The organism is Rahnella sp. EDr1-12 (genome assembly GCF_049206505.1).
In the GTDB taxonomy this organism is placed as follows: domain Bacteria; phylum Pseudomonadota; class Gammaproteobacteria; order Enterobacterales; family Enterobacteriaceae; genus Rahnella; species Rahnella rivi.
On the sequence record NZ_JBLZNY010000001.1, the window covers coordinates 1,276,821 to 1,302,737 of the forward strand.

Below are 25,917 nucleotides of genomic sequence, written 5' to 3' on the forward strand. Positions count from 1 at the left end.
CTTAATCCTGAAGACGGGCGATCTCTTCACCAAATTCACGAATATCTTCAAAGCTGCGATAGACCGATGCGAAACGAATGTAGGCCACTTTATCCAGCCCTTTCAGGGCATCCATTACCAGATTGCCGATCATCTTAGCGGGAATTTCACGCTCGCCGGTGGCGCGCAGCTGCGACTTAATGTGGCTGATGGCGGTTTCAACATCGTCAGAACTGACCGGCCGTTTTTCCAGCGCTTTCAGTAAGCCGCCGCGTAATTTATCTTCGTTAAAGGGTTCGCGGACTTCATTGCTTTTAATGACACGCGGCATCACCAGTTCCGCCACTTCAAAAGTGGTGAAACGTTCATGGCACACCAGGCACTGACGGCGACGGCGAACCTGCGATCCGTCACCCACCAGGCGGGAATCAATCACTTTAGTATCAACAGCAGCACAAAATGGGCAATGCATAGCACTTCCTGATCGCGAACTCAATTGGACATCAGTTTAACCCGAAGTGTGCAGACAACAAAGGCTGTCGCTACTTTCATCGACATCGGGTTAAACTTAGGCTCTCTATTAGTGCCCGGACGGATGTTGCATCGGGCAGAAGAAAGGAAATCTCTGATATGACGAAACACCCCCGCCTTTGGCTTATCGGCGCCACGTTGCTGAGCCTGCAGGGCTGCGCGCAGCAAAATCCACAGCTGCCGGAATTGAAATCGGAAGTGGGTCAGCTGAATCAGAAACTGCAACGGCTGACCGATTTGGCGGTCGCACTTGAACAGCAAACCACGCTGAACCGGCAGTCCAGCAATGGCGTCTATTTGCTGCCTGCGGCTAAGAGCCCTGCCCTGCTGAAAAGTGATCTGGGTGAGCTGACCGTGACATTGCTGCGCGTGGCACCGGATGCCAGCGGTTTACAAGCGGTGTTAGAAGTGAAAAACGATGCCGGCAATCCGCTGCCGCCATTTACCGCGTCACTGAGCTGGGGCCAGCTGGATCCGGTCACCGGCAAACCGCTGACCGTCGATATGCAAACCCAAAACATCAACGTGGAAGCGGATTTGCTGCCCGGACCGTTGAAAACCTTCGAGGTGAAATTCAGTCAGGTCACGATGGAAACGCTGGGCTTTGTCCATCTGCACAATATTGTCGCCACCGTACCGCCTTCTGCCGCACCCGTTCAGCCATAACATCCCGAATTTCAGGCAAAAAAAACCCCGCAGCGCGGGGTTTTTTGATCACTGAACCATCAGCAGATTAAGGCAGAATCGAAGGCTGATCTGCACCTTCTTTTTCCACTTTTTGCTGCAACATGTGTTCACGCTTCATACCCAGTTTCAGGGCCAGCGCCGAAGCAACATATATCGATGAAGCCGTACCGATTGAAACACCAATCAACATGGTCAGTGAGAAACCACGCAGCAATGCACCACCAAACAAATACAGCATCAGGATCACGACTAACGTGGTACCGGATGTGATCAATGTTCTGTGCAACGTCTGGGTCAACGACACGTTAAAGATTTCGTAAGATGTCCCGCGACGGATCTTGCGGAAGTTCTCACGAATACGGTCCGATACGACGATGCTGTCGTTAAGCGAGTAACCGATAACCGACATCAGTGAAGCAACGATGGTCAGGTCAACCTCGATATGGAACAACGAGAGCACGCCCATGGTGATCACAACGTCGTGAGCAAGCGCGATAACAACACCTGCTGCCAGACGCCACTCGAAGCGGAAACCGACGTAAACCAGGATTGCGATCAATGCCACTAACAGCGCCATCGCACCATTTTGCGCCAAATCAGCCCCTACACTTGGGCCAACGAACTCGATACGTTTCACCTGGGCATTCTGGCTGGTCGTTTCGTTAATCACGCTAAGAACTTTAGCACCCAGTTCCTGGCCGCCTGTTTCACCCTTAGTCGGTGGCATACGAACCATGATGTCGCGGCTGCTACCAAAATTCTGTACCAGCGGTTCTGCAAAGCCTGATTTCTCAAGCGAAGCACGCATCATGTCCAAATCCGCAGGTTTTTCCAGCGAGATTTCAATAACCGTACCGCCGGTGAAATCCAGACCCCAGTTAAAACCTTTCACACCGATAATGGCGATAGAAAGGATCAACAGGAAACCAGAGATACCGAAAGCCCAGTAATCCCAGCGCATAAAGTCATAGACTCTACGGCCGTGGTTTAATTGTTCAACAGTATATTCCTGTGCCACAACGCACTCCTCAGATAGACAGCTTTTTGATGCGCTTGCCGCCGTACAACAGATTTACGAGGGCACGAGTACCGACGATTGCGGTAAACATTGACGTCGCTACACCAATACCGGTTGTAATCGCAAAGCCTTTAATTGCCCCGGTGCCGACGGCATACAGGATGATGACCTTGATTAGCGTCGTGACGTTGGCATCAAAGATGGAGCTGAACGCGCCTTTGTAACCTTCATCAATGGCCTGCTGCACTGAACGTCCGTTACTAAGTTCTTCCTTAATACGTTCGTTGATCAGTACGTTGGCATCCACCGCTACGGCAAGGGTTAATACGATACCCGCAATACCCGGCATCGTGAGTGTTGCCCCAGGTATCAGAGACATGATCCCAACAATAAGCACCAGGTTAGCAATCAGCGCAGAGGTCGCAATCAGACCGAACTTCTTATAGAAGAACAGCATGAAGATAATTGAGACCACAAGTCCTGCCAGACAGGCTTCCAGACCTTGCTTGATATTTTCCATCCCTAAGGTCGGGCCGATGGTACGTTCTTCAACAATCTGGATTGGCGCGATCAACGCACCGGCGCGCAGCAGCAGAGACAGCTGACGGGCTTCATTCGGATCGTTTACACCGGTGATACGGAAGCTGTTACCCAGACGTGACTGAATCGTCGCCACGTTAATAACTTCTTCTTGTTTCGCCAGAATTGAACGGCCATTGGCATCTTTCTTACCGCTGTCTTTGTACTCCACGAACAGGGTAGCCATCGGTTTACCGATGTTATCCTTAGTGAAGTTAGACATGGCGTTACCGCCAGCGCTGTCGAGAGAGATGTTAACCTGCGGCTGATTGTACTCATCCATGCTGGATGTGGAGTCAGTGATATGGTCACCGGTCAGGATCACGCGTTTGTACAAGACAACCGGGCGGCCTTCACGGGTATTTTTCACTTCGCTGTCACCCGGCACGCGGCCAGACGCTGCAGCAGTGGCATCCACATTGGTATTCACCAGACGGAATTCCAGTGTCGCCGTGGCGCCCAGAATTTCTTTCGCACGCGCCGTATCCTGAATACCCGGCAGCTCAACGACGATACGGTCAGAACCCTGACGTTGTACCAGCGGCTCGGCCACACCCAGTTGGTTTACACGGTTACGCAGGATGGTGATGTTTTGCTGAACGGCATACTCGCGGGCTTCATTCATGCGAGCATCAGTCATCACCACGCGAATGGCGTTATCGCCGCTGTTGGTGATCACTAAATCGCGGTGACGTGGGCTCAGGTAGCTGACCGCAGAATCGCGGGTGGCAGCATCACGAAAACGCACTTCAACGCCATAGTTGTCGAGCTTACGCACCGTGGCATAAGGAATATTCTTGTCGCGCAGATCGCTGCGCATGTTGTCCATCGTCTGCTCTTGCAGCTTACTCAGCGCAGTATCCATATCCACTTCCATCAGGAAGTGCACACCACCACGTAAGTCGAGGCCCAGCTTCATCGGCTCGGCGCCCAGCATGCTCAACCAGCGCGGCGTTGCCGGTGCCAGGTTAAGTGCAATAACAAACTTGTCGCCCAGCGCTTCAGTCAGCGCTTCACGTGCACGAAGCTGTACATCCGTGTCTTTGAAACGGGCAAGAATAGCGCCATTCTCCAGAGCAACTGATTTGATCTGGATTTTGCTTTGATCTAATACGTTACGGACTTGGTCCAGCGTTGCTTCACTGGCGTCGGAACCCCGAGCACCAGTGATTTGAACAGCCGGATCCTCACCATAAAGGTTGGGAAGTGCATAAAGCAGCCCGACGATGACCACAACGATCAGCATCAGATACTTCCACGCAGGATAACGGTTTAACACGGCAGTTCCCTTCGGGAAAATCGAAAATTAGATAGACTTCATCGTGCCTTTTGGCAGGACAGCTGCCACGAAGTCACGCTTGATCATCACTTCGTTAGTGTCGTTCAGTGCGATGACGACATAGCCAGTTTCAGCCACTTTCGTTACGCGACCGATCAGGCCACCGGTGGTCATCACTTCGTCACCTTTACCGATGGAATCCATCAGTTTTTTGTGTTCTTTAGAACGTTTCTGCTGCGGGCGCAGGATCATGAAATAGAAAATCAGACCAAAAACCACCAGCATAATAACCAGAGAGTAAGGACTTCCCTGTGACGGTGCGCCGGAAGCTGCGACAGCATCGGAAATGAAAAGACTCATTTAAATTCCCTCATTGTTGTTGTGAAGCAAAATAGTTGTTGTAAAAAAAACCGTATTTCCAAAATGGAGTCTGGCGATGAAACGTCTCGCACAATACCCCATTATGACGGCTCAACAAATGATAAAATCGGCACCGCCTTTCGGAGATGCCGACACGACTAAGAAATCAGAAGTTTAAAGGCGGAACCGGTTTGCCTTTACGCTCGTAGAAGTCTGTCACAAAGAGCTCTAATTTACCCTCTTCAATAGCCTGGCGTAAACCGGCCATCAAACGCTGGTAATAGCGCAAATTGTGGATGGTATTCAAACGGGCACCCAGAATTTCGTTGCAACGGTCGAGATGATGCAAGTAGGCGCGGCTATAATTGCGACATGTGTAGCAATCACAGTGTTCATCCAGCGTTGTCGTATCAGATTTATACTTGGCATTTCGGATTTTGACGATGCCATCGGTGACAAATAAGTGACCGTTACGGGCGTTACGCGTTGGCATAACACAGTCAAACATATCCACACCGCGACGCACGCCTTCCACCAAATCTTCCGGTTTACCGACGCCCATCAGATAACGAGGTTTGTCTTCCGGGATTTGCGGGCAAACGTGCTCAAGGATACGGTGCATGTCCTCTTTCGGCTCGCCTACCGCCAAACCGCCCACAGCGTAACCATCAAAGCCGATATCTACCAGCCCTTTTAATGATACATCTCGTAAATCTTCGTAAACGCTGCCCTGAATAATCCCGAACAAAGCATTCTTATTATTCAATTCGTTGAAGCGATCGCGGCTGCGTTTTGCCCAGCGCAAAGACATCTCCATGGAGCGTTTTGCGTAATCCCAGTCAGCAGGATACGGCGTACATTCGTCGAAGATCATCACGATGTCAGAACCGAGATCGTATTGGATCTCCATGGATTTTTCCGGGCTCAGGAAGACCGGATCGCCGTTGATCGGATTGCGGAAATGCACACCCTCTTCTTTGATTTTACGCATCGCCCCCAGGCTGAACACCTGAAAGCCGCCGGAATCGGTGAGGATCGGGCCGTGCCAGTTCATGAAATCGTGCAGATCGCCATGCAGTTTCATGATTTCCTGACCCGGGCGCAGCCACAGGTGGAAAGTGTTGCCCAGCAGGATTTGCGCGCCGGTATCTTTAACTTCTTCCGGGGTCATGCCTTTTACGGTGCCGTAAGTGCCCACTGGCATAAATGCCGGGGTTTCGACCACGCCACGTTCAAAGACCAGACGTCCGCGACGTGCGCGGCCATCGGTAGTGCTTAATTCGTACTTCACATTGCCTCCAGCATCAGAGAAACAGTCTGATGAGGTTAAGTCCGTGGCATGACGCCCGGAAAAGAAAGCCCGGATACACCGAGTGCGTCCGGGCGGGTAGTTACAAAAACGTTACTGGCCGACCACTTCCTGCGGCGCCAGCGGGTTACGGTTGATGAACATTGCATCACCATAACTGAAGAAACGGTACTGCTCTGCGACAGCCTGATGGTAGGCATTCATCGTATTTTTATAACCGGCAAACGCCGACACCAGCATGATCAACGTCGATTCAGGCAGATGGAAGTTAGTGATCAGGGAATCAATCACCTGATAGTGATAACCCGGATAGATGAAGATCTTAGTATCGCCGAAGAATGGCGCAATCAGCGCATCTTCGCTGGCTTTCGCGGCACTTTCCAGCGAACGCACAGAGGTGGTGCCCACGGCCACGACTTTATTACCGCGCGCTTTACACGCCAGCACGGCATCGACCACGTCCTGCGGCACTTCAGCATACTCGGCGTGCATAATGTGGTCTTCGATAGTGTCCACGCGCACCGGCTGGAAGGTGCCCGCGCCTACGTGCAGCGTCACAAAAGCGAACTCCACGCCTTTGGCTTTCAGCGCATCCATCAGCGGCTCATCGAAATGCAAACCGGCGGTCGGCGCGGCGACAGCACCCGGACGTTCGCTGTAGACGGTCTGATACAGCTCGCGGTCGGCATCTTCATCAGGGCGGTCGATATACGGCGGCAGCGGCATATGGCCGATTTCGTTGAGCAGAGTAAAGACATCACGATCTTCATTAAATTCCAGCTCAAACAGCGTATCGTGACGGGCCACCATAGTGGCTTTAATGTCTTCTTTATCACCGAGCAGCAATTCTGCCCCCGGTTTAGGGGATTTGGACGCGCGAACGTGCGCCAGAACGCGGTGCGAATCGAGCACCCGCTCGACCAGCACTTCAATCTTGCCGCCGCTGACCTTACGGCCAAACACGCGGGCCGGGATCACACGGGTATTGTTAAATACCAGCAAATCGCCAGGCAGGATTTTATCGAGAATATCGGTGAACACGCCGTGCGTTAACTCACCGCCCGGCCCGTCCAGAGACAACAAACGACAGCCGCTGCGCTGGGTTTGCGGATAGCGGGCAATCAGGGATTCAGGGAGTTCAAAAGAAAAATCGGCAACACGCATGGTTTTTCACTTCACTTTAACGACAAAAACAGGCGGCTTAGTCTAGTGGGACGAGGCATCCCCTGCAAGCTTCTGCGCGAATAAAGGCGGCCACCCTGTCAGGGATCACATTTACTGCGTTATACTCGGCCAATGAATTTTTTAGCTCACCTCCATCTGGCCTCTCTGGCCGACAGCTCCCTGTTAGGCAATCTGCTGGCGGACTTCGTTCGCGGCAACCCTGAGGGGCAATATTCCGATGACATCGTCAGCGGGATCCGCATGCACCGCCGCGTCGATACCCTCACCGATTCCCTGCCGGAAGTCAGAATTGCGCGCAGTTATTTTCGTGATGATTTTCGCCGCGTATCACCCATCACTCTGGACGTCGTGTGGGACCATTTTCTCTCCCGCCATTGGGCCAGCATTCATCCGCAGCAATCCCTGGAAGACTTTCTTGACGACTGTCAGCAGGAAATTGAACCGCAGTTGCCTGAAATGCCAGAGCGTTTCCGGAATCTGAATGCTTATCTGTGGCCGGAACGCTGGATGGAACGTTATGCCGCGCTGCCTTTTATAGGCGACGTATTACGCGGCATGGCCAGCCGTCGGCCAAAGCTCAGTGCACTGACCGGCTCATTCCATGATATCGAACTGAATTACGACGCCCTCGAACAGCTTTTCTGGCAGTTTTATCCGGTCATGATGCAACAGGCGAAAGACCGGCAAATCTGACAAACCGCGTTGAATTTGTGAGAATGAACACAATATTTTGCAATTAAGTGTCTGTTGTTAAAGAACGATGGGACATACTTCAAAAACTGATAGCCGGATGCTATCTGATTGATTGGCGCGATGGGGTTTATTCACTTCGGGCTTGCCCCTATACTGGCAGTCGTTTTGTTCACCCTTTCCTCTCACCTACGACGCCCTTTTGGGTTTCATAAGGAGTAATATTATGGTTCTGGTAACTCGCCCAGCCCCTGACTTCACCGCAGCAGCAGTACTTGGTAGCGGCGAAGTAGTTGAAAACTTCAACTTCAAAAAACACACTGCAGGCAAACCAACTGTTATCTTCTTCTGGCCAATGGACTTCACTTTCGTCTGCCCTTCTGAACTGATCGCGTTTGATCACCGTTACGAAGAATTCCAGAATCGTGGCGTAGAAGTAGTAGGCGTATCCTTCGACTCCGAGTTCGTTCACAACGCATGGCGTAACACCCCTGTTGAGAAAGGCGGCATCGGTCCTGTTAAGTACGCGATGGTTGCTGACATCAAACGCGAAATTCAGAAAGCTTACGGTATCGAACATCCGGACGCTGGCGTTGCACTGCGCGGTTCCTTCCTGATCGACAAAGAAGGCGTTGTACGTCACCAGGTAGTGAACGATCTGCCACTGGGTCGTAACATCGACGAAATGCTGCGTATGGTTGACGCGCTGCAATTCCACGAAGAGCACGGCGAAGTGTGCCCGGCTCAGTGGGAAAAAGGCAAAAAAGGCATGGGCGCATCTCCGGATGGCGTGGCTAAATACCTGTCTGAAAACGCGTCAAACCTGTAATCCCTTCACGGATTTCACGTTCAATAACGGTCAGCTTTGCTGGCCGTTTTTTTATGCCTGCCGTCCGGCGGGATCACATTTTTTCCCCTTCCTTTCCTTACGCTCCTCTTTTACGTCTACGCTGAAAACGACATGTTTCGTTCACAATGGCGTGCGCTTTGCATCATTTCCTCAGACGAACGGAACACAGTCGTCATAAAAAAAGTGATATCACACAATAACCTGAAGGTTATGACTTAAAAGACAGGGTTAAAACAGGAGCCTATATGTTACGGAAATCACTCATCGCACTCACCATGCTGACCAGCCTGCCGCTGTACGCCGCGTCCAGTCCTGCGGTGGAAGCCAAAAACGGGATGGTCGTCACCTCGCAATATCTGGCCTCTCAGGTCGGCGTCGATATTTTGAAAATGGGCGGTAACGCCATTGATGCCGCCGTGGCTGTCGGCTACGCGCAGGCCGTCGTCAACCCATGTTGTGGCAACATTGGCGGCGGTGGCTTCATGACGGTGCATCTGGCCGACGGAAAAGACACTTTTATTAACTTCCGTGAAATGGCACCAGCGGCCGCCAGCGCCAATATGTACCTGGATGCCGACGGGAATGTGAAAAAAGGCGCAAGCCTTTACGGCTATCTGGCCGCTGGCGTACCGGGCACGGTATTGGGCATGGATACAGTCCAGAAGGAATACGGGACGCTGACACGTCAGCAGGTCATGGCACCGGCCATTAAACTCGCACGTCAGGGTTTCGAACTGACCCGCGCCGATACCGATATTCTCGACACCAAGGTTGACCGCTTCAAAGAGGATCCTGAAGCAGCGCGCATCTTCCTGCGCAAAGATGGCAGCGCGTTGCAGCCCGGCGATAAACTGGTGCAAACCGACTTAGCCAACACGCTGGAAGCCATTTCGAAAAATGGCCCGGACGCTTTCTATAAAGGAAAAATCCCGCAGGCGGTCGAAGCTGCCTCTAAAAAAGGCGGCGGCATCCTGACGGCGGCAGATTTCGCAAATTATAAAGTCACCGAAGACACGCCGGTTTCATGCAGCTATCGTGGCTATAAATTCGTGTCTGCGCCACCGCCAAGCTCCGGCGGCGTCACGATGTGCGAAATCCTCAACATTGTGGAAGGCTATGATCTGAAAAGCATGGGCTTCAATTCAGCGGCGTCGATTCACGTCATGACCGAAGCCATGCGTCATGCTTATATGGATCGTAATACTTACCTCGGCGATCCGGCGTTTGTAAAAAATCCTGTCGATCGTCTGATCAGCAAAAGTTACGCCGAAGAAATCCGTAAAAAGATAGAAGCGGATAAAGCCACCCCATCGACTTCCGTTCAGCCGGGCATGGAACCGCACGAAAAACCGGAAACGACGCACTATTCCATCGTCGATAAAATGGGTAACGCCGTCTCCACCACCTACACCATCAACGGTCTGTTTGGTTCTGTGGTGATCGCGCCCGGCACCGGTTTTTTCCTCAACGACGAAATGGATGATTTCACGGTAAAAGTCGGTGAGAAGAATCTCTTCGGTCTGGTCCAGGGCGTTAAAAATTCTATCGCCCCCGGTAAGCGCCCACTATCGTCGATGAGCCCGAGTCTGGTGACTAAAGACGGTAAAATCTTTATGGTTCTGGGATCGCCGGGCGGTTCACGCATCATCACCATTACGTTGCAGTCCGCGCTCAATGTCATCGACCACGGCATGGCACCGCAGGAAGCCGTGAACGCACCACGTATTCACCACCAATGGCTGCCGGACGAAGTGTATTACGAGCAGCGCGGTGTTTCTCCTGACAGCCTGAACATCCTGCAAAAGATGGGCTATAAAATGGTGGAACAGACGCCGTGGGGCGCGACGGAGTTGATTATGGTGGGGTTACCGGGGGCGGCAGGTGTCACCTCTGCCACTTCGGGTAATGACTCGGCGGTATCAGGCAAGGTTCGCGAAGGTTATCTCTATGGCGCGAATGATGTGCGGCGGCCAGCAGGCGCGGCCATCGGCTATTAACTGACAACAAAAAGCCCCCGATACCTTGAAGATATCGGGGGCTTTTTTTTACCGAAAGGTAAGTGCTTGCTTACTTACTCAGTGCCACTGCCTGCTTCTTGCGGTCATTACGCAGCTTGAAGGCATACCCAATCAGCAGGGCGGCAACCCACACCATACCGACGTAAAGCGACACGCGGGTATCCGGGAAGTAACCAATCAGGCCGATGATAAACACCAGGAAGATAATACCGAACACCGAGGTATACACGCCGCCACGCAGCGGGAACTCGAGCTCTTTAACCTGCTGCTTGCTCAGCTTGCGACGAAAACCAATCTGCGAGAACAGGATCATTATCCACACCCAGACGGTCGCAAATGTCGCCAGAGACGCGATCACCAAAAACACATTCGAAGGCATGATGTAGTTGAGGTAAACAGCAATCAGCAACGCGGCCATCATCACCAGCACCGTGACCCACGGTGTGCCCAGACGCGACACTTTGCTGAACATTTTAGGCGCCTGCCCCTGCTTTGCCATTCCGTGCAACATACGGCCCACGCCAAACACATCGCTGTTGATAGCCGACAACGACGCAGTGATCACCACGAAGTTCAGAATACCCGCCGCGGCAGTGATCCCCATATGCTGGAATGTCAGTACAAACGGACTCCCCTGCGTACCGATCTGATTCCACGGGAAAATCGACATGATGACAAACAGAGTACCCACGTAAAACACCAGAATACGCAGCGGAACCGAGTTAATGGCTTTCGGAATCGACTTCTTCGGATCTTCCGCTTCACCGGCCGTAATACCAATGATTTCAATACCGCCATAAGCGAACATCACCAGCTGTAACGACAGGATAGTCCCCATGATGCCCTGGCTGAAGAATCCGCCGTGGCTCCACAAATTATGGATACCTGTTGCCTGGCCGCCGTTGCCGATGCCCCAGAAGATAATGCCAAAACCCGCCACGATCATGATGATAATCGTCAGCACTTTGAAGAAGGAGAACCAGAACTCCAGCTCGCCGAACACCTTCACACTGACTAAATTGATGGCGCCGATGATCAGTACGACGCTGAGCACCCACGTCCACTGCGGCACATCCGGGAACCAGACGCCCATATATATGCCGAAGGCGGTAACGTCGGCGATCGCCACAATGAGGATTTCGAAACAGTAGGTCCAGCCAGTGATATAGCCCGCCATTGGCCCGAGGTAGTCCTGGGCATAGCGTGAGAACGAACCGCTTTGCGGGTTATGCACCGACATTTCGCCGAGTGCGCGCATGATGATAAAGGCGATGATGCCGCCGACCAGATATGCCAGCAATACGCTGGGCCCTGCCAGTTTGATGGCATCCGCCGATCCATAAAACAGCCCGGTTCCGATGGCTGATCCCAATGCCATAAAGCGAATATGACGCGTTGTCAGACCGCGTTTTAGCTTCGTGCCCGGCGCTTCTGGCTGCCCGGTTGGTTGTTCAGCTGATTCTTGCATGTACCTTAACCCGTCTCTGTATTTTAAAAATCACAATGCCAATTCAAAAAAACACCTGCACCCTGCCAATGAAAAAGCCACGGAAATGGTTTCCGTGGCCTGATTGGCGAACAATTCACTCAACTACTGTGGAACCTTCACCCGATAATTATTGATGCGCCGTGACGCTGCGCGGGCCACTGATTTTGTCATAGATCCCCACCAGTACCAGCATTAATACTGACGGCGGTAACCAGGCAAGACCTTGTGCAGCCAGTGGCAGGTTCGCAGTCCAGGCAGGCATGATATCAGCAAAGGCCGAGGTTTTGATGCCATCAACAATACCGAACACCAGACTGACCAGCATGACCGGCGCCACGATGCGCGTCGTATTATTCCACCAGCGCAGGGTGAAGCTCAAGACCACCAGCGCGATACATGGCGGGTAAATGGCCGTCAGCACCGGAATTGAAATCTGAATCAGATGGCTCAGGCCGAGGTTGGACACCAGCATGGAGAACAGACCCAGAATGAACACCAGTGTTTTATAAGACAGCGGCAGGTACTGAGCAAAGAACTCCGCACAGGCGCAGGTCAGGCCAACCGCCGTCACCATACAGGCGATGAAAATCAGCGCGCCGAGGAAGAAGCTGCCGACGCCACCAAAGGTATGCGCCACATAAGCATGCAGGATCACCGCGCCGTTAGTCGCGCCAGGCACCAGTGATGCACTGTTTTCGCCAAGTTTGAACAGGCTGAGATAGACCAGCACCAGACCTAAACCGGCGATCAACCCTGCCAGAATAGTGTAACGGGTCAGCAACTTAGCATCAGACACACCGCGTGAACGGGCGGCATTAACGATCACAATCCCGAACACCAGCGCTCCCAGCGTATCCATCGTCAGATACCCGTTTACGAAGCCACTTGAGAAGGGAACCGTTTGATAAGCATCGACCGCAGGCATTGTCTGCCCGGCTGGCCACAGCAGTGCTGCAACGCCCAGCGCAGCCAGTGCAACCATTTTCAACGGCGCGAGGAAATGCCCGACGGTATCGAGCAGACGGCCCGGATACAGGGAAATGCCGATCACCAGCGCAAAATAAATCACGCTATAAATCAGCAGAGGCAGCGGGCCGTCACCGGTCATCGGCGCGATCCCCACTTCAAAGGAGACGGTCGCGGTGCGTGGCGTAGCAAACAGCGGGCCCACGGCCAGATAGCAGACGGTGGCCAGCAAAATACCGGCACCACGGCCAATCGGTGAGCTCAGGGCGTCAACACCGCCCCCGACACGCGCCAGGGCAATGACGGTCATCACCGGGAGGCCGACGGCTGTGATCATAAACCCGGCAGCAGCCCACCAGACTTCAGGACCGGCCTGCAGGCCAACCATTGGCGGGAAAATAATATTTCCGGCCCCGACGAATAAAGCGAAGGTCATGAAACCTAACGCCAGAATATCTTTATTTGTTAAACGAGTACTCATGATTGGTGTCGTGTTGCCTGTTCAAATGAATAAAGTGTCCGTTGCTGTCGTCGTGCTGCTCGGTCAGAAGGATGAATGGCGAACAAAGCCAGAGAGCACCAAAATGAAGCCGGAAGGAGCCTAAAACGCCTGATGATATGCAGATGATTACGTTGTTATGCAGGGAGTATCGAGCGACAGCGGGGGCTAAGGTAAACGTTTATAGCGCAGAAAGGCAAGCCGAGATCCAAAAAGCAGAGTCTTCAACCAGATTAATGCTTGAGAGCAGCGATTATCACTAAATACAGCCGCAAACACGCAATATGATATGTATGATTTTTGAACGAAGTAAGCACAAGATATGCCCCGAAAAGGCAAAAAGTGCGTGAAATCACCACGAACGGGCAATTTCACGCACGATATCCAGCAGATTTATGAGGTCAATAAATAACCGGCGACGCCTTTACCAGACGCGCGCAGCGATATCGACGACCAGTTTTAATTTTTCCCACTGCTGGGCTTCGGTCAGGCTGTTGCCCTCTTCTGTCGAGGCGAAACCACACTGCGGGCTGAGGCAAATCTGATTGATATCCAGATACTCAGCCGCTTCTGCAAGACGCGCTTCCACCGTTTTCGCCAGCTCCAGTTCGCCGGATTTTGTGGTGATCAATCCCAGAACCGCCTGCTGATGGCCTTTTTTGATGAAGCGCAGCGGCTCGAAACCACCGGAACGCTCGTTGTCATATTCAAGGAAGAAAGCATCGATGTTCACGCCGCCAAACAGGATCTCCGCGACCGGCTCATAGCCGCCTTCTGAAATCCAGGTGGAGCGGAAGTTGCCACGACAAACATGCAGACCAATCACCAGATCGTCGGGTTTCCCGGCGATGGCTTTATTCAGCACGTCTGCGTAAGTGCGTGCTAACTCTTCCGGAGAATCCCCACGTTCGCGGATTTGCTTCTTCTGATCCTCTGAACACAGGTACGCCCAGACCGTGTCGTCGAGTTGCAGATAACGGCAACCGGCATCGTAAAACGCCCTGATGGCGTCACGGTAAACCTGTGCCAGATCGTCAAAATACGCTTTCAGGTCGGGGTAAACCTCTTTGCTGATGGCGTCACGGCCACCGCGAAAATGCATCACACTCGGACTTGGAATGGTCATTTTTGGCACCGCGTTGCCGCTGATGCTTTTCAGGAAGCGGAAATCTTCCAGCATCGGGTGGGCGCCAAAACCGAGTTTACTCACCACTTTAATGCTGCGTGCTTTCGTTTGTACGCCGTTGAACTGGATCCCCTGCACCGCGTCGTAACCTTCCACGCCGTCCAGCCCTTCGAAGAAATCGAAGTGCCACCACGCCCGGCGGAATTCGCCGTCAGTGACCACTTGCAGACCGGCTTCACGCTGCAAATCCACCACGCGACGAATTTCAGTGTCTTCCACAGCGCGCAGCTGAGCGGCATCAATCTCGCCAGCCTGAAACTGTTTACGCGCTTCTTTAATCGCCAGCGGGCGCAGAAAACTGCCGACAACGTCGGCGCGGAATGGAGGGGTTGTACGTTGCATGCATGACTCCTTTTAGGCACCCCGCGGCGTATGGCGGAATACCAATGATTTACAAAGTAAATAATTGCGTTGCGTTATATATAGACATCTGGATGTCTAAACGTCTTTGATTGGATAGTGTCATGCAGCACGCTTATCAGCAACAGAGGAATCTTCATGGGACGTGAATAAAATTCACGTTAGTGGGAAGAATGTTCATTTAGAGGAAATGTTCATTTGGAAGAGAGTAAGAAAGCCTGAAATCCGCAGATAACAGGCTTGAGAGGGTTAAGGCTTAACGGAAGCTTGCGCACCGGCGTCTTGCGGAACAATCAACCGCGGCGCCAGCGTAAACATAAAGCGGGTGCCGACACCCACTTCGCTCATGACTTCCAGCCTGGCGTTGTGGTGGCTCAGGGCATGTTTGACGATCGCCAGGCCCAGCCCGCTGCCGCCGGTCTGGCGGGAGCGCGCTTTGTCTACGCGATAGAAACGTTCGGTCAGGCGCGGAAGGTGCTGAGGCGCAATACCCGGCCCGTTGTCGCTTATCTGGAACTGCGCGCCGTGCGGCGTTTGCTGCCAGCTGACTTCAATGCGGGTGCCCGCCGGGGTGTGATTCACCGCGTTGTACACCAGATTGGAAACCGCGCTGCGCAGTTGATCTTCGTTGCCAAAGACCTTCAGCTTGTCGTTTATGCGGAATACGACCTCATGCTGGCCGCCGCTCAGCGTCTGCACTTCACGCTCCAGCATGCCGAGCATCACCGGAATATCGACTTTCTCGTGCAAATCCATATTGGCAGAGGCTTCTATTTTCGACAGCGTCAGCAACTGTTTTACCAGCCCGTCCATGCGTCGCGTCTGCTCCTGCATGGTATCCAGCGCTTTGGAACGAAACGGCTCTTCCAGCTTGGCGTCTTCCATCATTTCCAGATAGCCCTGCAAAACGGTCAGCGGCGTACGCAGCTCATGGCTGACGTTAGCGAAGAAGTTGCGTCGCGCGCCCTCGAGCTGACGCATCTGCGTGACATCCCGCGCCACCATCAGTAATTGCCCTTCAGAATAAGGCATCACGCGAAACTCCACGTAATGCTCATTATTCAGCTGAAGATTCAGTGCACGGCTGAAATCACGTGCCTGGATCCAGGCGCGAAACTCCGGGTAGCGCAAAAGATTAAAGATGTGCTGCCCGTTGTCTTCCGGCCAGCGAAAGCCGAGCAGTTCCTGCGCCAGACCGTTACACCAGAAAATATTGCCCTCTTCGGTGGTCAGCACCACCGCATCAGGTAACGATTCTGCACCGCTGCGAAAACGTTTAATTAATTGCCCTAATTCGCGACGACGACGACGGTTACGCATCTGCATCTGGTTCAGCCCGTAGAACAGCGGCTCCCAGCTCCAGCGCCCGTTTGGCGGGGTGATGCTGCGGTCAAGCCACAGCCAATGTGAGAGTTTAAGCTGGTTGTAATAGTTCCAGCCCAGCGCCGCCAGCAGCGACGCAAAGAGAAGCCAGCCAAAATGGCCAACAAAAATGCCGAGAATGATCGCTGGCAGGCAGAAGAGGAAAAATTCGCCGGCCAGCCGTTTCCATGACAAACGTTCTAACACACAGATTCTCCGCTGTGGGGATTAATAACGCGTTGAGAAACGGTATCCCGTGCCACGGACAGTCTGAATCATTCTGTCATGTCCACTGGTTTCCAGCGCTTTACGTAAACGACGAATATGCACGTCCACGGTGCGATCTTCCACATAAACGTTAGTGCCCCAGACGTTATTCAGCAACTGTTCGCGGCTGTAAACACGTTCTGAGTGGGTCATAAAGAAGTGTAATAATTTGAATTCGGTCGGCCCCATGTCGAGCGCCTGCTCGTTGGCCATCACCCGGTGAGAGGAAGGATCCAGGCTCAGCCCCTGCATGTCGATCACTTCTTCCACCGCCATCGGAGAAATGCGGCGCATTACCGCTTTGATGCGGGCAACCAGTTCTTTCGGAGAAAACGGTTTGGTGATGTAATCATCGGCACCCACTTCGAGGCCGCGCACCCGATCTTCTTCTTCACCGCGTGCGGTCAGCATCATCACCGGGATTTCGCGGGTCAGGGCTTCACGTTTAAGGTGCTTAATAAACTGAATACCGGAACCGCCCGGTAACATCCAGTCGAGCAGGATAAGCTCAGGATAAGGCTCGACCAGCTGGGCCACCGCGGAATCAAAATCTTCAGCTTCAACAGCCTGATAGCCATTTTGTTCCAGTACAAAACACACCATTTCACGAATAGGAGCTTCGTCTTCAACCACTAATATACGTCTAGCCATCGTAGGTCCTGCCAATAGGTTAGCGATCTTTTATTTGATTGCGGGCGCCATTATGCGTCAGTTTTGTGACAGATTTATGAATAGAAAGGATGGTTCATTACCCGGCAATTTAACAGCCATCTTGCTGAAATGCGTCCGATTTTCTCAGGACATCGTCCCCCGTCGGCGTTTATACTTTGCGCCATTGTTACCGCACCGCGAACCACAGGGAGTTTCATGCGCCTGATCCACACCTCAGACTGGCATCTTGGCCAGTATTTCTTTACCAAAAGCCGCGCCGCCGAGCACCAGGCCTTTCTGCGCTGGCTGACGGAACAGGTGGAAAATCATCAGGTTGATGCCGTGATCGTGGCCGGTGACATTTTCGATACCGGCTCACCGCCGAGCTATGCCCGCGAACTGTATAACCGCTTCGTGGTGGAATTACAACGCACCGGCTGTCAGCTGATTGTGCTGGCGGGTAATCATGACTCCGTCGCCACGTTAAATGAGTCCCGCGAGCTGCTTTCCTGTCTCAATACCCGGGTGATCGCCACCGTCGGCGAAGATCTGTCTGAGCAAGTGCTGGTGTTAAATCAGCGCAATGGTACGCCGGGAGCCGTACTCTGTGCGATCCCCTTTTTACGCCCGCGCGATTTAATCGCCAGTCAGGCAGGGCAATCCGGCAGCGACAAACAGCTGGCCTTACAGGAAGCCATTGCCGCGCATTATGATGCGCTGTGGCACGCTGCGCAGGCCAAACGCGACCAACTGGGTCTGCCGCTGCCAATCATCGCCACCGGCCATCTGACCACCGTTGGCGTCAGCACCTCTGATTCCGTGCGCGACATCTATATAGGAACTCTCGATGCCTTTCCGGCGCAGGCGTTCCCGCCGGTAGATTACGTGGCGCTCGGACATATCCACCGCGCGCAGTGCGTGGCGAAAACGGAACATATCCGTTACAGCGGTTCCCCTATTCCGCTCAGTTTTGATGAGCTGAGCAAAGCCAAAAGCGTCTATCTGCTGGATTTCGACGGTGCCACGCTCAACGCCATCGACACGCTGGAGATCCCCGTTTTCCAGCCGATGCAAATCATCAAAGGCTCGCTGGCGGAGATTGAACAGCAGCTGGCGCACTTCACCGGAGGCGATGCCACAAAACCGGTCTGGCTGGATATTGAAGTGGCGACGCAGGATTATCTCAGCGACATTCAGCGCCGCATTCAGGCGCTGACCGCCGAACTGCCGGTGGAGGTCGTGTTACTGCGCCGCAGTAAAGAACAACGGATCCACAGCATCGAACAGCAGGAAAAAGAAACCCTCAGCGAGCTGAGCGTCAGCGACGTTTTTGAACGCAGATTGTCGCTGGAAGCGGATACGGATGAACCGCGCCAGACGCGGATGCGCACGCTGTTCGCCCAGGTTGTCGAACAGGTCACCAGCGGTCAGAGCACGGAGGGCAGCGCACAATGAAAATTCTCAGCCTGCGTTTAAAAAACCTGAACTCGCTGGCAGGCGAATGGAAAATTGATTTCACCGCCGAGCCGTTCGCCAGCAACGGTTTATTCGCCATCACCGGCCCGACCGGCGCGGGGAAAACCACCCTGCTCGATGCCATTTGTCTGGCGCTATATCATCAGACGCCACGCCTGAACGTCACGCCAAGTCAGAATGAACTGATGACCCGCCATACCGCCGAGTCACTGGCCGAAGTGGAGTTTGAAGTGAAAGGCATCGGCTATCGCGCATTCTGGAGCCAGCGCCGCGCGAAAAACTCACCGGACGGCAATTTACAGGCGCCAAAAGTCGAGCTGGCCTTGCTGGCCGACGGCAAAATTCTGGCAGATAAAGTGCGCGATAAACTCGATGCCATCGCCGAACTGACCGGACTGGATTTTGGCCGTTTCACCAAATCGATGATGTTGTCGCAGGGCCAGTTCGCGGCGTTTCTGAATGCCGACGCCAACGACCGGGCCGAACTGCTGGAAGAACTCACCGGTACCGAAATCTACGGTCTGCTGTCAGAACGCGTGTTTGAACAGCATAAAGAGGCACGCGTCACCCTGGACGGTTTGCATCAACGCATGGCCGGTATCGAACTGCTTAGCGAAGAACAGCGCCAGGCGCTGGAAACAGAACTGACTGAGCTGAATGCGCAGGAAATCAGCCTCAGCCGGCAGGCGCAGCAGCGCCAGCAGGATCTTAACTGGCTGCAACAGTGGCAGCAGGTGCAGCAAAAACTTCAGCAGTCTCAGCAGCAACTGAGTGCCGCAGAGCAGGAAAATTTGGCTGCCGCGCCGCAATTGCAGCAACTTGCACGCAGCGAACCGGCAGAAAAACTGCGTCCGTTACTCAATGATCGACAGCGTTGTCAGGATGAATCGCAACGTCTTGTGCAGCAACTGGCGCAGCTCACGCAGCATCAGGAACAGCAAATTGCACAGATGACGCCGCTGACTCTGGCGGTGGAACAGGCGCAAACCGCACGCCTGAAACAGGCGGAAGAGCAGCGTCAGACGCAGACGCTGATCGAAGAAAAAATCCTGCCGCTGGATGGCGAAATTATCCAGTGGCGTAAATCACTGGCCGACACGCAACAGTCGGTCAGTGACGTGCAGAAACTGGTCAGTGAGCATAACGCGACGCGGGTGCAAATGACCGCCGAACGTCAGAAACTGGACGAAGAAAGCCGCCAGCATCAGACCCGCCAGACCGCGCTGACCGAGGCGCTGAACGCCGCACAACAGCGTCAGGCTGAGCTGGAAAAACAGCATCCGCTGGCAGCATGGCAGAAACGGCAAACAGAGCTGGCGCAGCTGCGCCCGGTGCGGCAACAGCTGTATTCACTCGCGCAGATTTTCCCGCAGCTGAACCAGCGCGTGCAGCAACAGCAAAAAGATTTGGCGCAATATCAGACGCAGCTGGCCGAAGAGGAACAGCGTCTGGGCGCGATCCGCCTGCAATGTCAGAAACAGCTGGAGCACCTGAACGACGTCAAAGCATTGCATAAACAGGAAATGCTGATCGTCAGCCTCGAAGCTGAACGAGCCAATCTGCAAAGCGGCAAAGCCTGCCCGCTGTGCGGTTCCACATCCCATCCGGCCATTGAACACTATCAGGAGGTTAAACCTTCTGAAACGGCGCAACGCGTCGAGAAAATGCAGCTGGAATTCGATGCGGCAAAGGCCAGCGGCATTGAGCTGGCAGCGAAAATCAAAAGTCTGAAAGAACAGCAAACACGCGTGCAAAACCAGCTGGAGCAGGAAAGTCAGCAACTGAATGCGCATACCGAAAACTGGCAGCGACTCAGCGCGCCGCTGAACCTGACATTCGGATTGCAGGATACCCTGGCCATTCAGCAGTGGCTGACGGAACGCGACGAAGAAGAACAGCAGTCACAGGATCTGATTAACCAGCACGAACAGCTGGCGCGGGCGTTGCAGCAGGCGAAAGATGCCCTGAATGACGCGCTGAACGCGCAGCAGAAAGTGCAGCAGCAAAGCGTGTTGCTGACCGAACGCATTACCCGACTGGAAGAGACGCAGGCAAAAACTCAGCAGGACTTTGCGCGGCTGCAAAAGCTGTTCACTGAAGGCGAGAAATCTCTTTCTGAACTCAATGCCAAACGCCTTGAACTGTTCGGTGATCGCCAGGTGGCGCAGGTTCGCGAGCACTTACATCAGCAACAACAGGCGGCGGAAAAAGCGGTCAGTGACGCACAGGGCGCGCTGCAAAAAGCGCAGGAACTGCGCGATCAGCTGGCCGGTCAGCTGGCGAGTACGCAGCAGCAACAATTGCAGGCTACGGAACAATTGAAGCGGGCGGAACAGGTGTGGCAACAAGCACTGAGCGCCAGCGGATTTGCCGATGAAGCCGCGGTGACACTGGCCCTGCTTGATGACGCACTGCGTCAGCAACTTCAGCAGCGCAAAGAACATCTGCAACAACAGCTGGCGCAGGCGAACGCATTGCTGAGCGATGCCAAAGCACAGCTGGAAAAACATCGCCTTGCCCGCCCTGCCCATCTGAGTGAAACAGAAAACGATCTCGAAGCCCTGACAGCGCAGCAGACGGAACTGGCGCAACAGCTGAAAGCCTTACAGCAACGTCTGGGCGAAATAACCAATAAACTTAACGACGATAAAGCGCGAAGCGGCAACCAACAGGTGCTGATCGCTCAGATTGCGCAGGCACAGCTGACGTGTGACGACTGGGGCTATCTGAATCAGATGATTGGCTCCAGCGACGGCGCGAAATTCCGTAAGTTCGCGCAAGGTCTGACGCTCGATCACCTGGTGTATCTGGCGAACCGTCAGCTGGAAAAACTGCATGGCCGTTATCTGTTGCAGCGCAAAACCAGCGATGCGCTGGAGTTGCAGGTGGTCGATACCTGGCAGGCCGATGCGGTGCGCGATACCCGCACGCTCTCCGGCGGCGAAAGTTTCCTGGTCAGTCTGGCACTGGCGCTGGCGCTCTCCGATCTGGTGAGCGATAAAACCCGTATTGATTCGCTGTTCCTCGACGAAGGTTTCGGCACGCTCGATGCCGACACGCTGGACACTGCGCTCGACGCCCTCGACAGCCTGAATGCCTCAGGTAAAACCATCGGTGTGATAAGCCATGTGGAAGCCATGAAAGATCGCATTCCGGTGCAAATCAAAGTCACCAAAGTGAACGGGCTGGGTGTCAGCCGCCTGAGCAGCGAATTTAAAGTCTGAACGTCAACCCGCAGGCCATCCCGCTAGCAATCTTGCTACCGGTTGCCCTGCGGTGGATCCCCTCTCTGCACATCCGCACAATAATCGCACCGTCACGGTGCGTCACAGTCTGTCAACCTGCTGAATTATCGGTTATTTCCTTCAGGTGACGATCTGGCACGCCCTGTGCTTACTGTTATGTATACAAGTTGCAGTACAAGCTGCACTGCCTGCAAAACAGCCAAGGGGAACGCCGATGAAAAACGACAAACCTGAAAACCTTCCGGTCAATACACAACGCCGCCAGATGATGAAATGGCTGGCGATTACCGGCGGTGTCATGACACTCGGCGGGATGATCCCGACCACCGTTTTCGCAGCCGATGATGATGAAATTCGCATCGGCTACTGGCCTATCGTCGGCGGTTTGCCTCTCTATGTCGCTCTCGAACAAGGGTTCTTCAAAGAGGCCGGTCTGAACGTGAAAGGCGTTAAATTTGCCAGCGCGCAGCAAATTGTTGAAGGGATGATCACCGGCAGGATCCACGGCTGCGCCAACGGTACGGCCACCGGCGCACTCGGGTTGGGGGCGATCACCTCGCCGGATCTGTTCAAAATCATCTGCTCGAATCCGTCCAATCATCAGCTGGTGCTGGATGAATTTCTGGTGCCGCTGAACAGCACCGCGAAAGCAATCAGCGATCTGAAAGGCAAAAAGATCGCCTGCGGTCCGGGGATCCAAAACGTCACCATGGCGAAGATCATTCTGGAGAAAAATGGATTCACCAATCCTTCCGTGATTGAACTGCCGGTCGGGCAACACGCGCCTGCGCTGGCCGCCGGACAAATCGACGGAGTGTATACACTCGAACCGACCGGCACCGTCGGACGCATGAAAAACCTCTCCCGCACGCTGGAAACCGGCGTGATTTCGAAATACGTGCTCGGCAATGCGGACGCCCCGTGGTTTGGCGGCGCGGCGGCGCTGAACTCCAGCTTTATCGCCAGCAAACCTGAAGAGACGAAAAAGTTTATTGCCGCTTATCAGAAAGCGGTGGAATTCATTGCGGCGCATCCTGATAAAGCCCGTGAAAACGTCGCCGGTTACACCAGCATTGAACCTGCGCTGGTGAAAGAAGTGCCGCTGCCGGGCTTCGTGATGTATCCGGGGTTAAAAGGCGAGAATCTGCAATGGTTCCAGAAATTTTATGACGTCTTTACCGAAAGAAAAATCTTCAGCAAACCGGTGGATGTCGCTTCGCTGATCTATCAGGGATAAGGGGAAAAATGATGACATCACCATGGTCTTCAAGATTGTTGCCACTGATCGGCCCTGTCCTGCTGTTTCTGTTCTGGCAACTGGCAGTGAGCGCCAAATGGCTGAATCCGGTACTGCTGCCTTCTCCCGTCGACACGCTGGGCTTTATGTTTCAGTCGTTTTCGGATGTCTCCATGCGCACCGACATCGGCGCGACGCTATACCGCACGCTGGTGGCGTTCGGCTTCGCCGCAGTCATTGGCGTCCCGCTCGGCGTGATTTTGGGCAGTAACGAAAAGGTCTATCGCAGCCTGGAATTTCTGATCGACTTCTTCCGCTCCACGCCCTCATCCGCGCTGATCCCGCTGTTCATGCTGATTTTCGGCATCACGGATGCCAACAAAATCGCCATCGCCGCCTTTGCCGCCGTGCTGGTCATTCTGTTTAACAGCGCCTACGGCGTGATGAACGCCAAGAAAACCCGCCTGATGGCGGCCAGGGTGATGGGAATTTCCCGCTGGCACATTTTCAAAGACATTTTGCTGATGGAAAGCCTGGCCCAGACGTTCGTGGGTCTGCGTACCGGTGTGTCGATTGCGCTGGTGATCGTGATTGTCGCCGAAATGTTTATCGGATCAGAAACCGGCCTCGGCCATCGGATCATTGATGCCCAGCAGGTCTTCAACATCAAAGACATGTATGCCTCGATCCTGATCACCGGTGCGCTGGGCTATTTACTGAATCTGGCCTTTTTACTGATCGAGAAAAAAACTGTCCACTGGAGTAGCAAAGCATGACGCAACCTCTCTCGCTGAACCCCGGTTACAAAGGCCCGCAACTGCCGCAATACGCCACGCGACCGGATACCCATGTGACCATTCGCGGCCTGACCAAAGCCTTTGCCGGACAGCCGCTGTATACCGATCTCAATCTGGACTTGCCGCGCGGAAAAATCGTCTCGATCTTCGGCCCGAACGGCTGTGGTAAATCAACGTTAATGAACATGATTGCCGGGCTGATTCCGGTAGATAAAGGCGACATTCTGTTTGACGGCAAGACGCTGGCGCAGACCACCATCGGCTATGTGTTTCAGAACTACCGCGACGCGCTGTTTCCGTGGATGAGCGCGCGTGCCAACATCGCCTATCCGCTGGTGCGCCACGGCATGAGTAAGGCCGAGGTGAACGCGCGGGTTGAAGAACTGACGCAGATGTTTGATATCCGCTTCGACCTGAAACGCTATCCGTATGAGCTTTCCGGCGGCCAGCAGCAAACCGTGTGCATCATGCGCGCGCTGGCGACACGCCCGGAAGTGATGTTCCTCGACGAGCCTTTTTCGGCGCTGGATTTTGAAATGACGCTGTTTATCCGCGATAAATTGCAGGAAGTGCAGCTGGCAACCGGCGTCACCATGCTGATTGTCTCTCACGATCTGGAAGATGCGGTATTTCTGGCGGATGAAATCTTACTGCTGACGCGACGGCCAACGCAGATTGCGGAAATCGTACCCTTCGATCTTCCCCGCCCGCGCGGTTCAGAAATCATGAGCCACCCAGAGTTTATCCGCGTGAAGGCGCATACGCTGGACGTTTTTAAACGGGAGATGGCGCTTTAACGGGGGAGTGTTGATTAAAATCAGGGGCGCAAATTCTGCGCCCCTGAAAGCTGATGATGGATTACAACGCAAAACGCGACTGCGGCCACAACCAGGCGGCACCGCGCACGCCGCTGGAATCGCCGTGAACGGCCTTGAGGATAGGGGTTTCGCATTCCCCCCCGAATACCCACTGCTTCACCAGCAGAGGAACGGTCTGATACAAACGATCGACGTTACTCATGCCGCCACCGAACACAATCACATCCGGGTCGAGAATATTCACCACGTTGGCCAGCGCTTTTGCCAGACGACGTTCGTAGCGGCCAAGTGCCAGTTCAGCGGTTTCGTCGCCCTGCTCCACCAGCGCAATAATCTCTGCACCTTTGAGACGCTGCCCTGAAAGACGGAAGTAGTCCTCGGCAAAACCGGTACCGGAAACAAACGTCTCGACGCAGCCGGATTTCCCGCAGTAACACGGCACTTCGCGGGCGAACTGGATTTCTTCTTCATCCTGCCACGGCAGCGGATTGTGACCCCATTCGCCTGCATTACCGTTGCCGCCTGCGTGCGCCACGCCGTGCAGCGCCACGCCGGAACCGCAGCCGGTGCCGATGATCACGGCAAACACGGTCTGACGGCCCGCGCCTGCGCCGTCGGTGGCTTCAGACACCGCCAGGCAATTGGCGTCGTTGGCAATATGCACCTCACGGTTAAGCAGCAGCGCCAGATCTTCATCCAGCTGTTGTCCGTTCAGCCACACGGAGTTTGAGTTCTTCACTTTCCCGGTAAACGGAGAAAGCGTGCCGGGAATGCCAAGCCCCACGCTGCCGCGCTGATCGGTGGCTTTCTCGGCGTCCAGCACCAGCCCTTCGATCGCTTTCAGCGTGCGTTCGTAGTCATTTCTCGGCGTATCGACCCGTTTGCGAAACAGCTCTTTACCTTCATCAGATAACGCAATGACTTCTATTTTTGTGCCGCCTAAATCAATGCCAATTCGCACGTGTTGTTCTCCTTTTACACTTTGCAGGGTCAGTTTTTTTGTGTTTATTCAGTTTAGAAGCCAGAGGCGTCTGTCACCAGAATAAGCTGTTATGCAATGTTACAGGGCGCGGTGATTT

Annotated in this window: 21 protein-coding genes; 9 read left to right on the forward strand and 12 right to left on the reverse strand. The window is 53.9% G+C overall.

Translation table 11 applies throughout. The annotated features are described in order from the left end of the window. Position 1: 1 nt before the first annotated feature. Complete coding sequence (nrdR, locus tag ACO0U8_RS06025) at positions 2 to 451, reverse strand: transcriptional regulator NrdR (RefSeq protein WP_056771003.1); 450 nt, start codon at positions 449 to 451, stop codon at positions 2 to 4. 158 nt (positions 452 to 609) lie between these two features. On the opposite strand from nrdR, the gene ACO0U8_RS06030 reads away from it, so the two are divergent. Further along, positions 610 to 1,176 (forward strand): DUF3251 domain-containing protein, encoded by a 567-nt coding sequence (locus tag ACO0U8_RS06030; protein WP_421670452.1) that lies wholly within the window; start codon positions 610 to 612, stop codon positions 1,174 to 1,176. Positions 1,177 to 1,243: 67 nt separating this feature from the next. Here ACO0U8_RS06030 and secF read toward each other — a convergent pair whose 3' ends face one another. The 5 genes from secF to queA all read right to left on the reverse strand — a co-directional run bounded on the left by secF (position 1,244) and on the right by queA (position 6,906). Next, positions 1,244 to 2,215: a protein translocase subunit SecF gene (gene secF / locus ACO0U8_RS06035; RefSeq protein WP_056770996.1), complete on the reverse strand. Its 972-nt coding sequence runs from the start codon at positions 2,213 to 2,215 to the stop codon at positions 1,244 to 1,246. Positions 2,216 to 2,225: 10 nt separating this feature from the next. Next, on the reverse strand, positions 2,226 to 4,073 hold the full coding sequence (gene secD / locus ACO0U8_RS06040) for a protein translocase subunit SecD (protein ID WP_072158037.1): 1,848 nt from the start codon (positions 4,071 to 4,073) through the stop codon (positions 2,226 to 2,228). A 27-nt stretch (positions 4,074 to 4,100) separates the two neighbouring features. Continuing rightward, positions 4,101 to 4,433 carry a preprotein translocase subunit YajC gene (gene yajC / locus ACO0U8_RS06045; RefSeq protein ID WP_056770992.1) on the reverse strand — a complete coding sequence of 111 codons (333 nt, stop codon included), beginning with the start codon at positions 4,431 to 4,433 and terminating at the stop codon, positions 4,101 to 4,103. Positions 4,434 to 4,599: 166 nt separating this feature from the next. Then, entirely contained in the window at positions 4,600 to 5,724 is a 1,125-nt protein-coding gene (gene tgt, locus ACO0U8_RS06050) for a tRNA guanosine(34) transglycosylase Tgt (protein ID WP_056770989.1), read from the reverse strand. Positions 5,725 to 5,835: 111 nt separating this feature from the next. After that, positions 5,836 to 6,906 carry a tRNA preQ1(34) S-adenosylmethionine ribosyltransferase-isomerase QueA gene (gene queA, locus ACO0U8_RS06055; RefSeq protein ID WP_056770988.1) on the reverse strand — a complete coding sequence of 357 codons (1,071 nt, stop codon included), beginning with the start codon at positions 6,904 to 6,906 and terminating at the stop codon, positions 5,836 to 5,838. 132 nt (positions 6,907 to 7,038) lie between these two features. Between queA and ACO0U8_RS06060 the strand changes: the two genes are divergently transcribed. From ACO0U8_RS06060 to ggt, 3 genes are all read left to right on the forward strand, one after another. Then, entirely contained in the window at positions 7,039 to 7,620 is a 582-nt protein-coding gene (locus ACO0U8_RS06060) for an ACP phosphodiesterase (RefSeq protein WP_056770986.1), read from the forward strand. A 223-nt stretch (positions 7,621 to 7,843) separates the two neighbouring features. After that, positions 7,844 to 8,446, forward strand: coding sequence for a peroxiredoxin C (locus ACO0U8_RS06065; protein ID WP_013576674.1), 603 nt, complete (start codon positions 7,844 to 7,846; stop codon positions 8,444 to 8,446). Positions 8,447 to 8,712: 266 nt separating this feature from the next. Then, on the forward strand, positions 8,713 to 10,464 hold the full coding sequence (gene ggt, locus ACO0U8_RS06070; protein ID WP_421670453.1) for a gamma-glutamyltransferase: 1,752 nt from the start codon (positions 8,713 to 8,715) through the stop codon (positions 10,462 to 10,464). Between the two features lie 70 nt (positions 10,465 to 10,534). Here ggt and proY read toward each other — a convergent pair whose 3' ends face one another. The 5 genes from proY to phoB all read right to left on the reverse strand — a co-directional run bounded on the left by proY (position 10,535) and on the right by phoB (position 17,265). Then, positions 10,535 to 11,953 carry a proline-specific permease ProY gene (gene proY / locus ACO0U8_RS06075; protein WP_136374656.1) on the reverse strand — a complete coding sequence of 473 codons (1,419 nt, stop codon included), beginning with the start codon at positions 11,951 to 11,953 and terminating at the stop codon, positions 10,535 to 10,537. A gap of 148 nt (positions 11,954 to 12,101) precedes the next feature. Beyond that, positions 12,102 to 13,421 carry a branched-chain amino acid transport system II carrier protein gene (gene brnQ / locus ACO0U8_RS06080; protein WP_056770977.1) on the reverse strand — a complete coding sequence of 440 codons (1,320 nt, stop codon included), beginning with the start codon at positions 13,419 to 13,421 and terminating at the stop codon, positions 12,102 to 12,104. A 442-nt stretch (positions 13,422 to 13,863) separates the two neighbouring features. Further along, positions 13,864 to 14,967, reverse strand: coding sequence for a cobalamin-independent methionine synthase II family protein (locus ACO0U8_RS06085; RefSeq protein ID WP_183848786.1), 1,104 nt, complete (start codon positions 14,965 to 14,967; stop codon positions 13,864 to 13,866). A 267-nt stretch (positions 14,968 to 15,234) separates the two neighbouring features. Then, a complete protein-coding gene (gene phoR / locus ACO0U8_RS06090) occupies positions 15,235 to 16,554 on the reverse strand; it encodes a phosphate regulon sensor histidine kinase PhoR (protein WP_056770972.1) in 1,320 nt (439 codons plus the stop codon). A gap of 21 nt (positions 16,555 to 16,575) precedes the next feature. After that, entirely contained in the window at positions 16,576 to 17,265 is a 690-nt protein-coding gene (phoB, locus tag ACO0U8_RS06095) for a phosphate response regulator transcription factor PhoB (RefSeq protein ID WP_056770970.1), read from the reverse strand. Between the two features lie 216 nt (positions 17,266 to 17,481). Here phoB and sbcD point away from each other — a divergent pair, with 216 nt between their 5' ends. From sbcD to ACO0U8_RS06120, 5 genes are all read left to right on the forward strand, one after another. Further along, complete coding sequence (gene sbcD, locus ACO0U8_RS06100) at positions 17,482 to 18,720, forward strand: exonuclease subunit SbcD (RefSeq protein ID WP_056770967.1); 1,239 nt, start codon at positions 17,482 to 17,484, stop codon at positions 18,718 to 18,720. Beyond that, positions 18,717 to 21,965, forward strand: coding sequence for an exonuclease subunit SbcC (sbcC, locus tag ACO0U8_RS06105; protein WP_421670454.1), 3,249 nt, complete (start codon positions 18,717 to 18,719; stop codon positions 21,963 to 21,965). Before sbcD ends, sbcC begins: the two co-directional genes overlap by 4 nt. Before the next feature lie 235 nt (positions 21,966 to 22,200). Then, positions 22,201 to 23,223: an ABC transporter substrate-binding protein gene (locus tag ACO0U8_RS06110; RefSeq protein ID WP_122096022.1), complete on the forward strand. Its 1,023-nt coding sequence runs from the start codon at positions 22,201 to 22,203 to the stop codon at positions 23,221 to 23,223. 11 nt (positions 23,224 to 23,234) lie between these two features. After that, positions 23,235 to 23,999: an ABC transporter permease gene (locus ACO0U8_RS06115; protein ID WP_056770957.1), complete on the forward strand. Its 765-nt coding sequence runs from the start codon at positions 23,235 to 23,237 to the stop codon at positions 23,997 to 23,999. After that, entirely contained in the window at positions 23,996 to 24,817 is an 822-nt protein-coding gene (locus ACO0U8_RS06120) for an ABC transporter ATP-binding protein (RefSeq protein ID WP_056770953.1), read from the forward strand. The genes ACO0U8_RS06115 and ACO0U8_RS06120 overlap by 4 nt, the downstream gene beginning before the upstream one ends. A 61-nt stretch (positions 24,818 to 24,878) precedes the next feature. On the opposite strand, the gene mak is transcribed toward ACO0U8_RS06120, so the two are convergent. Next, positions 24,879 to 25,799 (reverse strand): fructokinase, encoded by a 921-nt coding sequence (gene mak, locus ACO0U8_RS06125; RefSeq protein WP_421670455.1) that lies wholly within the window; start codon positions 25,797 to 25,799, stop codon positions 24,879 to 24,881. Positions 25,800 to 25,917 lie beyond the last annotated feature (118 nt).

What these genes read in the sequence shown, in the direction of transcription:
- nrdR (WP_056771003.1), bottom strand. Translation starts at nt 451, where the DNA reads ATGCATTGCCCATTTTGTGCTGCTGTTGATACTAAAGTGATTGATTCC.
- ACO0U8_RS06030 (WP_421670452.1), top strand. Translation starts at nt 610, where the DNA reads ATGACGAAACACCCCCGCCTTTGGCTTATCGGCGCCACGTTGCTGAGC.
- yajC (WP_056770992.1), bottom strand. Translation starts at nt 4,433, where the DNA reads ATGAGTCTTTTCATTTCCGATGCTGTCGCAGCTTCCGGCGCACCGTCA.
- queA (WP_056770988.1), bottom strand. Translation starts at nt 6,906, where the DNA reads ATGCGTGTTGCCGATTTTTCTTTTGAACTCCCTGAATCCCTGATTGCC.
- ACO0U8_RS06060 (WP_056770986.1), top strand. Translation starts at nt 7,039, where the DNA reads ATGAATTTTTTAGCTCACCTCCATCTGGCCTCTCTGGCCGACAGCTCC.
- ACO0U8_RS06065 (WP_013576674.1), top strand. Translation starts at nt 7,844, where the DNA reads ATGGTTCTGGTAACTCGCCCAGCCCCTGACTTCACCGCAGCAGCAGTA.
- ggt (WP_421670453.1), top strand. Translation starts at nt 8,713, where the DNA reads ATGTTACGGAAATCACTCATCGCACTCACCATGCTGACCAGCCTGCCG.
- proY (WP_136374656.1), bottom strand. Translation starts at nt 11,953, where the DNA reads ATGCAAGAATCAGCTGAACAACCAACCGGGCAGCCAGAAGCGCCGGGC.
- brnQ (WP_056770977.1), bottom strand. Translation starts at nt 13,421, where the DNA reads ATGAGTACTCGTTTAACAAATAAAGATATTCTGGCGTTAGGTTTCATG.
- ACO0U8_RS06085 (WP_183848786.1), bottom strand. Translation starts at nt 14,967, where the DNA reads ATGCAACGTACAACCCCTCCATTCCGCGCCGACGTTGTCGGCAGTTTT.
- phoB (WP_056770970.1), bottom strand. Translation starts at nt 17,265, where the DNA reads ATGGCTAGACGTATATTAGTGGTTGAAGACGAAGCTCCTATTCGTGAA.
- sbcD (WP_056770967.1), top strand. Translation starts at nt 17,482, where the DNA reads ATGCGCCTGATCCACACCTCAGACTGGCATCTTGGCCAGTATTTCTTT.
- sbcC (WP_421670454.1), top strand. Translation starts at nt 18,717, where the DNA reads ATGAAAATTCTCAGCCTGCGTTTAAAAAACCTGAACTCGCTGGCAGGC.
- ACO0U8_RS06110 (WP_122096022.1), top strand. Translation starts at nt 22,201, where the DNA reads ATGAAAAACGACAAACCTGAAAACCTTCCGGTCAATACACAACGCCGC.
- ACO0U8_RS06115 (WP_056770957.1), top strand. Translation starts at nt 23,235, where the DNA reads ATGACATCACCATGGTCTTCAAGATTGTTGCCACTGATCGGCCCTGTC.
- ACO0U8_RS06120 (WP_056770953.1), top strand. Translation starts at nt 23,996, where the DNA reads ATGACGCAACCTCTCTCGCTGAACCCCGGTTACAAAGGCCCGCAACTG.